The organism is Allobacillus saliphilus (assembly GCF_018138385.1).
GTDB classification, from domain to species: Bacteria; Bacillota; Bacilli; order Bacillales; family Alkalibacillaceae; genus Allobacillus; species Allobacillus saliphilus.
On record NZ_JAGSIE010000052.1, the window covers coordinates 1 to 11,107 of the forward strand.

12 protein-coding genes, 1 rRNA gene and 1 other annotated feature are annotated in these 11,107 nt (G+C 40.7%); of the genes, 2 read left to right on the top strand and 11 right to left on the bottom strand.

Annotated features, from left to right (window positions below):
• From KC820_RS12845 to KC820_RS12865, 5 genes are all read right to left on the bottom strand, one after another.
• A 16S ribosomal RNA gene (locus KC820_RS12845) occupies positions 1–68 on the bottom strand; the annotation flags it as partial.
• 245 nt (positions 69–313) lie between these two features.
• Positions 314–625, bottom strand: a complete 312-nt coding sequence (locus KC820_RS12850; protein ID WP_144089482.1) for a rhodanese-like domain-containing protein — start codon at positions 623–625, stop codon at positions 314–316.
• Positions 626–866: 241 nt separating this feature from the next.
• On the bottom strand, positions 867–3,281 hold the full coding sequence (leuS, locus tag KC820_RS12855; protein ID WP_212371618.1) for a leucine--tRNA ligase: 2,415 nt from the start codon (positions 3,279–3,281) through the stop codon (positions 867–869).
• Positions 3,282–3,341: 60 nt separating this feature from the next.
• Positions 3,342–3,561 (bottom strand) — a binding site (T-box leader).
• A gap of 39 nt (positions 3,562–3,600) precedes the next feature.
• A complete protein-coding gene (locus KC820_RS12860) occupies positions 3,601–4,098 on the bottom strand; it encodes a GNAT family N-acetyltransferase (protein ID WP_212371620.1) in 498 nt (165 codons plus the stop codon).
• A gap of 31 nt (positions 4,099–4,129) precedes the next feature.
• On the bottom strand, positions 4,130–4,417 hold the full coding sequence (locus KC820_RS12865; RefSeq protein ID WP_212371622.1) for a hypothetical protein: 288 nt from the start codon (positions 4,415–4,417) through the stop codon (positions 4,130–4,132).
• A gap of 86 nt (positions 4,418–4,503) precedes the next feature.
• Between KC820_RS12865 and mnmM the strand changes: the two genes are divergently transcribed.
• Entirely contained in the window at positions 4,504–5,067 is a 564-nt protein-coding gene (mnmM, locus tag KC820_RS12870; RefSeq protein ID WP_236782676.1) for a tRNA 5-(aminomethyl)-2-thiouridylate-methyltransferase MnmM, read from the top strand.
• A 3-nt stretch (positions 5,068–5,070) separates the two neighbouring features.
• On the opposite strand, the gene KC820_RS12875 is transcribed toward mnmM, so the two are convergent.
• Together KC820_RS12875 and KC820_RS12880 are read right to left on the bottom strand one after the other, a co-directional pair.
• Positions 5,071–6,129 (bottom strand): tetraprenyl-beta-curcumene synthase family protein, encoded by a 1,059-nt coding sequence (locus KC820_RS12875; RefSeq protein WP_212371623.1) that lies wholly within the window; start codon positions 6,127–6,129, stop codon positions 5,071–5,073.
• A gap of 41 nt (positions 6,130–6,170) precedes the next feature.
• On the bottom strand, positions 6,171–6,962 hold the full coding sequence (locus KC820_RS12880) for an alpha/beta hydrolase (RefSeq protein WP_212371625.1): 792 nt from the start codon (positions 6,960–6,962) through the stop codon (positions 6,171–6,173).
• Between the two features lie 81 nt (positions 6,963–7,043).
• Between KC820_RS12880 and KC820_RS12885 the strand changes: the two genes are divergently transcribed.
• Entirely contained in the window at positions 7,044–7,562 is a 519-nt protein-coding gene (locus KC820_RS12885) for a gamma carbonic anhydrase (RefSeq protein WP_212371627.1), read from the top strand.
• Between the two features lie 336 nt (positions 7,563–7,898).
• Here KC820_RS12885 and tatA read toward each other — a convergent pair whose 3' ends face one another.
• The 4 genes from tatA to KC820_RS12905 all read right to left on the bottom strand — a co-directional run.
• The gene (tatA, locus tag KC820_RS12890) at positions 7,899–8,105 is read right to left on the bottom strand and encodes a twin-arginine translocase TatA/TatE family subunit (RefSeq protein WP_212371629.1); all 207 of its coding nucleotides are present in this window, start codon (positions 8,103–8,105) and stop codon (positions 7,899–7,901) included.
• Between the two features lie 51 nt (positions 8,106–8,156).
• A complete protein-coding gene (locus KC820_RS12895; RefSeq protein WP_212371631.1) occupies positions 8,157–9,911 on the bottom strand; it encodes a GMC family oxidoreductase in 1,755 nt (584 codons plus the stop codon).
• The gene (locus tag KC820_RS12900) at positions 9,912–10,682 is read right to left on the bottom strand and encodes a gluconate 2-dehydrogenase subunit 3 family protein (RefSeq protein WP_212371633.1); all 771 of its coding nucleotides are present in this window, start codon (positions 10,680–10,682) and stop codon (positions 9,912–9,914) included. It abuts the gene before it with no gap.
• Positions 10,683–10,876: 194 nt separating this feature from the next.
• On the bottom strand, positions 10,877–11,107 hold a 231-nt coding region (locus tag KC820_RS12905), incomplete at its 5' end, for a hypothetical protein (RefSeq protein ID WP_212371635.1).

Below are 11,107 nucleotides of genomic sequence, written 5' to 3' on the forward strand. Positions count from 1 at the left end.
CGCTCGACTTGCATGTATTAGGCACGCCGCCAGCGTTCATCCTGAGCCAGGATCAAACTCTCCAATAAGTGTTTGATAGGCTTCATAAAAAATCTCGTTTGTTTCTTTCCCAATCAAATAAGAAAGAAACCGAATTGACTTCAGGCTATTTTGTTTAGTTTTCAAGGTTCGAAATACTTTTGTTGCGTACTACTTAATATAGCACAGCTTCATTTGAATTGTCAACAAAAAAGTTGGTATCTCTTGTTTTTTTGACAACAGAATCTATTATACGGATTTAGTCGATTCATGTCAACGGCTTTTTAGAAGTTTTTTATTTGGATACGTCTCCGTCCCAATCAAGCATTCCGCCTTGCAGGTTTTTCACATTGTAACCTTGTTCTTCTAATTGTACTCCTGCTCTATTACTTCTTCCGCCAGATCGGCAAACCATTACATATTCTTTGTCTTTAGACAATTCACTAATGCGGGTTGGGATATCTCCTAGTTTAATATGTTTCGCTCCAGGAATAATTCCTTCCGCCACTTCATCATCTTCACGAACATCAATGATTTCTAAATCTGGTCGGTTCATCTCTTGCTTCAATTGTTCTTTGTTTATTAAGTCAATTTTCTTATCTTCCATCGAAAGTTCCTCCTTATAAAGTTCCTCCTTATGACGAAATGTATTCCTATTCTATATCCGAACCCGAGCTCATGTCAATTAAATACCACTTCCAATTTTTACTTCGTTATTCACAGCATCTATAGAAGAGAAATCTCTTCATATTAAATAATCACCCACTGTTCGACCTTTTATACAAAACAGGTTAAAACAATATAAAACCAGCCAGATCTCTAGCAGACCTGACTGGTAGTAATTGAAGTTAGTTCGCTACTATATTTACGAGCTTCCCTGGTACAGCGATGACTTTACGTACAGTTTTCCCTTCAATCCATTCGTTGATTTTTTCATCTGCTAATGCGATTTCCTCGAGTTCTTCTTTCGTTGCATCTACTGGAACGGAAACTTTCGACCGAACTTTCCCCATAACTTGAAGGACAATTTCTACTGTATCTTCCGTCAATTTACTTTCATCATACTCCGGCCATGTCGCATACGTAATCGAATCCTCATGTCCGAGCAGTGACCATAGTTCTTCACCGAGATGCGGTGCGATTGGCGAAAGCATTTTGACAAAGCCTTCAACGTATTGCTTCGGAATGAACTCCGCTTTATAGCCTTCATTTACAAAGACCATCAATTGTGAGATTGCTGTATTAAAGTGAAGGTTTTCATAATCCTCGGTAACTTTTTTCACCGTTTCGTGATAAACCTTATCGAAGTTTTCATTCTCTTCGTCTTTCACAGTTTCTTTCAACTTACCGTTTTCATCGACAAAGAGTCGCCAAACACGATCAAGGAATCTTCTTGAACCGTCCAAACCATTCGTGCTCCAAGCAACGGATGCATCCAGTGGTCCCATAAACATTTCATAAAGACGAAGTGTATCTGCACCGTGAGTATCAATAATATCGTCTGGGTTAACGACATTCCCTTTTGATTTACTCATTTTTTCGTTACCTTCACCTAAAATCATGCCTTGGTTAAATAGCTTTTGGAAAGGTTCTTTTGTTGGAACAACGCCGATATCATATAAGAACTTATGCCAAAAACGAGCATAAAGCAAATGTAGTACCGCGTGTTCAGCTCCACCGATATAAATATCAACTGGAAGCCACTTCTTCAATGTTTCAAAATCTGCTAATGCATCTTCATTATCAGGATCGATGTAGCGCAGATAATACCAACAGCTTCCTGCCCATTGAGGCATTGTGTTCGTTTCTAGACGTCCTTTTTTACCAGTTTCTTTGTCTGTGACTTCTAACCATTCTGTAATATTGGCTAATGGCGATTCCCCTGTACCTGATGGCTTTACTTCGTCTGTTTCCGGAAGGATTAATGGAAGATCTTCATCATCAAGTGCAGACATCGTTCCGTCTTCCCAGTGTACAATTGGAATTGGTTCACCCCAGTAACGTTGACGACTGAACAGCCAATCACGTAGTCGGTATGTTGTTTTACGTGTACCGATTTTCTTTTCTTCCAACCAGTCGATCATTTTCTCGATAGCTTCGTTTTTATCCAAGCCGTTCAAGAAATCAGAGTTCACATGTGGGCCATCGCCAACATATGCTTCTTCCTCTGTGTTGCCACCTTCAACGACTTCGACAATCGGCAGTTCAAATTTCGTTGCAAATTCGTAGTCCCGTTCATCATGTGCAGGAACAGCCATAATGGCCCCCGTTCCATAAGACATGAGCACATAGTCCGCAATCCAAATCGGCATCTTTTCTCCACTAGCCGGGTTGATTGCATAAGCTCCAGTGAACACACCTGTTTTATCTTTCGCTAAGTCCGTTCGTTCAAGTTCACTTTTCGCCTGGACTTGATCTTGATATTGCTTAACGGCATCTCTTTGTTCATCCGTTGTAATTTTTTCAACAAGTGGATGTTCTGGAGAAAACACCGCATATGTTGCACCGAAAAGAGTATCTGGACGTGTTGTAAAAGCATCAAAACTTTCATCAGTGCCTTCAATTTCAAACGTCAATTCAGCACCTTCTGATTTTCCAATCCAGTTTCGTTGCATGTCTTTCAAGCTTTCAGGCCAATCCAAATCATCTAGGTCTTCTAATAGACGGTCGGCATATTCCGTAATCCGTAAAATCCATTGACGCATCGGTTTACGAATGACTGGGTGGCCACCGCGTTCACTTTTCCCGTCAATAACCTCTTCGTTGGCAAGTACTGTGCCTAGTTCTGGACACCAGTTCACTGGCACTTCATCCATATAAGCTAAGCCTTTTTCATATAATTTCTTAAAGATCCACTGCGTCCATTTATAATAGCTAGGGTCTGTTGTGTTGATCTCCCGGTCCCAATCATAGGAAAAACCGAGGGACTTAATTTGACGCTTGAACGTTTGAATATTTTTCTCCGTAAACTCCTTTGGATCATTCCCTGTATCAATTGCGTATTGCTCTGCAGGCAAACCAAACGCATCCCATCCCATTGGATGCAACACTTCATACCCTTGCATCCGCTTCATGCGGGAAAGAATATCGGTTGCTGTATAGCCTTCCGGGTGACCGACATGAAGTCCTGCCCCCGATGGATATGGAAACATATCTAACGCATAAAACTTTGGCTTATCTGAGTTCGTATCTGTTTTAAATGTTTTGTTCTCTTCCCAGAACTGTTGCCACTTTTTCTCAATATCTCGATGATTGTAAGACACAATCCTTCCTCCTTCACAACTGCTTTTCTTTTATAAAATATAAAAACTCCCGTCCAAAAAAATTAGGACGAGAGTTAACACCCGTGGTACCACCCAAATTAGTACGAATCGATCGTACTCACTTGATCCTTTAACGCAGGAGACGGCACAGACTACTGTTGAATTTTCACCTATGCAACTAAAAGGGGAGTTCAAAGCAATGCAAGAGCAACTTTCACCGACCGCTGCCTCTCTGTAAGCTTGCTGTCTGCCTTTACTAGTCCTTTATCATCGTTTCGTATCTTATTACTGTTGATTTTATGTAAGCTACATCCTTTTGTCAAGACTTATCTATACCTTGACGCAAATCCTTCATATACCAAGCATCCATCGTAAAGTGGGATGACTGACCAAAAGGCTGATCGAGTTGATCAAAGCCAAACCAACTATATAATCGATTTGCGGCTTCTAGTTTTTTAGACGTTTCCAAATAACAATAGTCATAATGCTTTTCAGCAAACGCAAGCGCAACACTCATCAATTTCACAGCTATCCCTTGACCTTGATATTCTGGTTTTACATATAACTTTTGGAGCTCGCAGACTTGCTGTTCACGGTCGAACGATGCCATCCCAACCCCACCGACAACTTCTTCCGCTTCATTCACCGCGACCCAATAGCTGGCATCTTTCTCTTGGGCGTAAAATTGCGCAAGCTCTCCCAATTGTGGATCAAAGTAAGCCGTGCCGGGTATATCTAACTTAAACGATTCCAAGGAACGCTTGATAATTGACTCCATTGCTTGATTGTCTTTTATTTCAATTTCACGAATTTCCATGATCTTATCCTCCTCTGTTTTCCTTTAACTCTCACCCAAGAAATAAAGGAATAATCATTAACACAACCGCACTAAAGAGCAGCACATAAGTAACAGCCCGGGGAAGCTTCACATTTTTACTTCCTTGGTACCATCCAGTAAATTGCAACTTATTCCGGTATAAAACAAATACGAACAATAAAATCGCTATTGCTCCAAGCCATTTAAGCTCAATCGTCTGATCAATGGATGTGTATATTCTATTCAATAAAAACCAACCAAGACCACCAAGCAAAAACACGATCACTGTTATCCGGAATAATTCCAATACGAATCGCATATATCTTCCTCCTCGTCTAAAATCTATTTGCGCGTTATAATAGAAGAAACTTAAAAAACGAAGACGTTAGATTGGAGAAAATCATTATGTTATCCATCATTCCATTTATCCATCAACTATTCACAGATACCATCCAGGAAGGGGATATTGTCGTTGACGCAACGCTTGGAAATGGACACGACAGTTTAGTGCTCAGCAACCTCGTCGGAGACAATGGAAAGGTTTTCGCTTTCGATATTCAACAGGAAGCGATTGACCAAGCCAAACAACGATTCTCAGAAAATAACCGTCATAACATTTATCCCTTTTTAAAAGGCCATGAATTGGCAACCGACATTCTCGATGAACATGCGATTGACGAAATTGATGGGGCAATCTTCAACCTTGGCTACCTTCCTGGAAGCAACCAGCAAATAACGACGACCGAAACAACGACGATCCAAGCCATTGAACGACTGCTCGATCGGATAAAATCAGGTGGCCATATTGGCATCGTCATTTACCCTGGACATCCGGAAGGTAGGCAAGAAAAAGAGGCAGTAATGGATTATCTCCGTCATCTCCCATCGAAAATAGCAGACGTCGCCAAATACGAAATGGTTAACCGAAGTGAACGGGCACCTTTCGCGGTCGTCATTCAAAAAAAGTGACGACTAGCGCCGTTTCCACTTCCTGTACATTTTCCCGTTCCAATAGACTAAGCTCGCACGCCAGCCCGTTGCCTTGACTAATGACTGAACTGTCCCTCGTTCATACGGCAATTCGTTTGCTTTGCGGTCCGATAAATAAAGTCCTATGAGTCCATCGACAATTAACCGGTGGAATTTTTGGTCGGGCAATCCCTTCGTCTCTACTTTTGCTTTGTTGATAAACATATTCATACGGGAAAACAAATGTTCATCCGCTTCATAATAAAAACAAAAATTCAAATCGCCTTCTTCTCGGTCCTCTTCTTGATCAATGAAATAATCGAGCATAATGTGCAGACCTTGAACATAAGGGAAATAACATGATGAGACTTCTTTTGCGACATTTCTTCCGTTCAATCCGTAAGAAATAATGCAAAATATCCCGAGAGTCGACCCACTTGCGGCGGAAAATTCATACCACGACAAGTCTCCCGCTTCATATTCTTCTTCATACCATTTTACTAAACGAGACACTCGCTCTTCTTTTTTCACATGCTTATGTACTTGGAGGTCTATATATAAAGAAGCAAGTCGCTTTAATGATGGATAAAGCTCTTCATAGTTCGGAATCTGACGAGTCACTTCTTGGCATGTTTCGACCAATGCTTGTAAATAACCACCATCATCCTGTTCTTCACGCATTGCGTAGAAGTTAATCCTTTCACTTGAAGGCTCTGGTAGTAACGCCTCATGCATAGATCGATGAAGTTGGCTAAAATCTTCTGGATCGAGCGAGGTACTTCGGTCACATAGATTATCCAAATAATCACTGATTGTTTGATAGGCAACGATAAAACGGATCGCAAGCTTCCAATTTTCATGAGCAAGGGTTGCATAGATCGAACCACCTTCACAATGAAACGTTTTTGATTCGATACTATTTAATGCTTGTGTTCGTAGTTCATTATTCGAAATTGCTCGCGCTTTCTCTTTCCACTCGTCCAATCGACGATTGACCTCTGGAAAAACATCAAAATAAGAAGAACGAATAATATCAAAAATTGATGACGGCACTTTCGGCATGTTGATTCCTCCATTCAATGGCGCAATGTTTCTTATGATGTTTAGTGTGTCCGCTGTCGTTTTCCTTCAATAAATTGAACGATTTCTCGCATGACCTCTTCCCGTTCAGGTTCATTCAATAATTCATGGTATAACTCATCATATACATGGATGGATTTTTCATTAACATTGATTTTATTAAACCAATCGATGCTGACATCTTTATCAACTAGCTGATCCTTTCCGCTTTGAAGCATCAACGTTGGAATGTTTTTATAGTGATTGACATTTTTATTCGCTTGTTCAGCTGCCTTCTGAAATTCTAAGAACCACCGGATAGACACCTTTCTTAAGAACAGTGGATCATCCTTATCTTGGGCGACAAATTCTTCATTTCTCGTTGCAGCAGACGATTGAATCCCTGTTTTTACACGTAAGCTTGGATAGAACGGATTCATTAAACTGGCAATTGCACGCAGAGCCTTATTCGGCCCAGAAGTAATCCCTACTGCAGGAGAGGATAAAATGACTCCATCAAGAGATGTATTCATCGTTTGTACGAAACGAATGGAAATTAAACCGCCCATACTATGTCCGAGTAAAAACACCGGTAGTTCATATGTTTTCGCTTGATCAACCCATGTCTTCACCGTTTCAATATATTGTTGGAATGAACGGATATGACCTCTTTTCGATGGAATATTTTCACCTTGACCAGGTAAGTCACCATAAACAACATGGTAACCGTGTGTGACCAATTGCTCCACCACCCAATCATACCGCCCAGAATGCTCGAACGCCCCGTGAACAATTACGACGACGGCCTTCGCATTTTTGGCTTCTTGAATTCTCATTAATATTCGACCTCCTCAAACTGCATACATACGTTCTTTTGTTATAATAATCATAGCATAGAAAAGAAAGGAAGGAATAATATGATACTCCCATATAAAGATTTTTACCCTGAAATTGACGACTCAGCTTTTATCGCTGAAGATGCCGTTATTTCAGGAGACGTGAAAATTGGAAAAAACGCAAGCATTTGGTATAAAACCGTGATTCGCGGAGATGTCGCACCGACTGTAATCGGAAATGATGTGAATATTCAAGACCAATCATTACTCCATCAAAGCCCGAATAATCCATTGATCATCGAAGACGGCGTAACGGTCGGACACCAAGTGATGCTTCATTCAGCAGTTATTCGAAAAAATGCGTTGATTGGAATGGGCTCGACCGTTTTGGATGGTGCAGAAATTGGCGAAGGTGCTTTTATCGGTGCAGGCAGTTTAGTGACACCTGGAAAAGTAATACCGCCAAATACGATGGCATTCGGCCGACCTGCGAAAGTCGTCCGCGATATTAATGAAGATGATTTGAAGGAAATGAATCGAGTAAGAAAAAGTTATGTCGAAAAAGGCCAGGTGTATAAGAAAATTCAAGAAGAAAATTAACGAGCGAGCTTTCGTGTCTTTTCACGGTTGATTGGCGCATATATTTCTGAGTTCGGCACATAAATACGTCCGTTTGGCACATATTTTTCCAACTAGGGACCATTTATGTGAATTTGGGGCTCATATCAGGTAACGGCGGACGCATATTTTCCCAATTAGGGTTCATATTCCAATAAAAATTCTTTGATCAATTGAGTAATGACCTCAATCAGGCAAACCACGCCTGATTGAGCGAGACACTTCAAGTATTCTTCAAATCATCCACAAAAGTTCATCACTTTATTTTCACAAACAAAAAGCGCCGCATTGTGCGACGCTTTTTCTCTTAAAGCTTTATTATTTCTCATTAACTTGCTGCTGATGTTCATTTTTCTGATCGTTACTCTTCGAATCATCTGACATCAGTTCAGTTGTAGATTGCTTAAATTCCTTCAAAGCTTGACCGGTTGCTTTTCCAATCTCAGGTAGCTTTTTAGGGCCAAATATAATGAGCGCTAATATAATGATCAGTATTAGACCCGGAATCCCTATCGAACTTAACAACAGTATTCACCTCCAAAGGATTGTCCTCTGTATTTTCACTACCGGTCGTATTTATGCTTTTTGACTCTTGGCCTTAGCTTTTGCTAACTGGCCGCCTTCATTCATATACTTTTCGATCCCTTCAGCAGCCCGGTAAGCTAAAGCACCTATCGTTGGCGTTGGGTGGTGGCTACCAAACTGTGGAAAAGCGGATCCTCCAACGACGAATAGGTTATCTACATCCCACATTTGCAGGTAGTTGTTCACAGCGGAAGTCTCTGGGTCATCTCCCATAACAACACCACCTGTATAGTGTCCACCTGCATACACATGGTCGAACTCTTCTGGTAATGCATCTTCTTCAACAATATCGGCGCCCATTTCTTCCATGATTTCACGGCATTTTTCTACGCCGAACTTACCAATATTTCGTTCATTTTCACCGAATTTGTATGTTGCACGTAATAACGGGTCACCATATTCATCCGTATAATTCGGATCCAAGTCCAGGTAATTATGCCAATAAGACATTGCTGTTGCAGTATACCAGATATGCAATCCACGATAAGCGTAGAACAATGAATTTTCTTTGAACCCTTTGCCCCAACGCGGTGTATCGCTTGGAACAATGTAATTACTTTTGATTGCGGCATCTCCATACTGTCTTAACTCAATCGCACCTCCACCGATGAAATCCAAATCGGAATGGTCGAAGTTATCCGCCGCATAATCATTGACAGCTGCACCAAGTGCACCTGCACCCATATATAAATTAAACCGCTTGTTCTTGAAGAATCCTCTTGCGCCATGGAAGGAGGAGTTATACTGACCATTGAAATTACGACCGATGATTCCTTGTCTCGTCTCAGGGTCATATTGTTCACCGATACCAGATAACATCAATAGACGGTTATTTGTAAATGCGAAAGCAGACAATACGACAACATCTGCTGGTTGTTCGAATTCCTCACCTGTTTCTTCGTCTACATACATGACACCTGTCGCTTGTTTGTTTCCACTGTCATATAAAACCCGTCTAACGTAAGCACGCGTACGGAGTTCGAAATTATCATGCTCTAAAGCAGTCGGAACAACGGTAGCGATTGGGTCAGACTTTGCAGAGAAATCACACCCATGTCTCGTACAGAAGGAACAATACATACACGCATTCAATGTTTGTCCATCTGGATTCGTATAATTTTGAGACATATTTCCTGCAGCAACCTGAAAAGGGTGTAAGCCTAAATTACTCGTTGCATCTTTAAAAAGCTTTAATGGTGGTGTCTCTTTTAATGGAGGATTCGGCCACTCATTTTTCCGCTTCGGTGCCAACGGATCTTGCTCACCAGAAATACCGGCCATTTTCTCCCATTTATCATAGTAAGGTTCCATCTCTTCATAAGTAATGCCCCAATCCTGCAAATTCATATCTTCAGGAATCTTGTCTTCTCCGTATCTTTCAATTGTTTTACTTCTCATTTCAAAATCATAAGGCCAATAACGATACGTAGCTCCAGCCCAGTGAACACTCGCACCTCCGACGTCAAATCCGAGCTGCATTTGTTCTCTTGTTCTGATCGGAAGCGCCGTCTCGCCGATTTCGTTTCTAGAGGTAACTGTATCACTTGATAATGGTTGCATAATTTCATAACGACTATCATATTTCAGTTCGTCTTTTTGACCGATATAATCGCTTCTTTCCCTATGTTCGCCTCGTTCTAAAGCAACGACATTCTTACCTGCTTTGGCCATTTCAGCACTGATGATTCCACCAGCCCAGCCAACTCCAACAACTACGACATCGACTTTATCAAGTTTTGTTGCCATCTATAAATTACCTCCTTGGTATTCCTTCAAGCTCATCGGTTCTTTAGATAAGAACTCTTCCGCATCGATTTCACTCGCCCAGCCCATCCGAGGACCAGGATATTCAATCATTTTCCAACCTTGCATATCCTTATTTCCGCCATAAACCGGATCGGAATACACACCTTCAATCGTTGTCTGACGCAAGAGTTCAAAGAATATACTTGATTGTACACCCTTCAATTTGATTTCATTCGCTTCAAACTTACGAAGGATCTCATCTTGTTGTTCGCCTTCAAGTTCAGCAAATTTACTTCCGAAATCCTTTTGACTTACCTCTTGCATTTTTCTTAACCCATGTAGGAATACTTCTCCACGATTAAGTTTCGTCTGAAGGCCATATTCACCTGATTTTTGAGGTTGGAAAGGTCCCTTCATATATGTTTTGGCATTGTAACCGTAATATCCAGCCAACTGTTTATCTATAAAATAAGGTACACCTAGCTTAATCGCTCCTGGACCATTTTCATCTTCTGGATAAATTCGCTCACTAGCATAGGCTAATGTTTCAAAATCCTCACGACGCTTAAAGAAAGTACGAGCATTTTGCAGTTGCTCTACTTGATCGCTATTCGCTCCTTCCTCAGCCGTATCAAACTGACCAAACAGACCACCTAGTACTAAACCACCGGCTACACCACCAGCCGCATAACCTGATTTCTTAAGAAAATCCCTCCTAGAAGCATTCTCTGGCTCTTCTGTATGGCCTTTGTTTTTATCCTTGTCCACCATAATGAACCCCCTCCACAAAGATTAATTGACTAAAATTAATATTTATTTATTTTTAAACCTATAAAAGGTTTAAATCACTAACCCAAAAAGAAAGCTCCTAGGTAACTATGAATCATCACCCAGGTTTCCATTTGTTTATAAACCGGTAACAATTTAATCCTCACGCGTCTTTCTACTATGTAATAACACCATAGTTATTTAGCTAGCTCGTCAACTAATTCAAACAGCCAAATGTCATCAATTGTAAAACAAAATTGACAAAAAAACAAGTCTTTTCGAGCCTTTATAGAGTAGCATACCCAGAAACCAAGCTCATTAAACGAGAAAAAATGGTAAAAAGTAATTAAGAGAATCAATTTCATAATTGCTCTTTTTAAAAATACAAAGACTTCTCCAATGTTTTGAATTGCATTTTTAAAAACAGA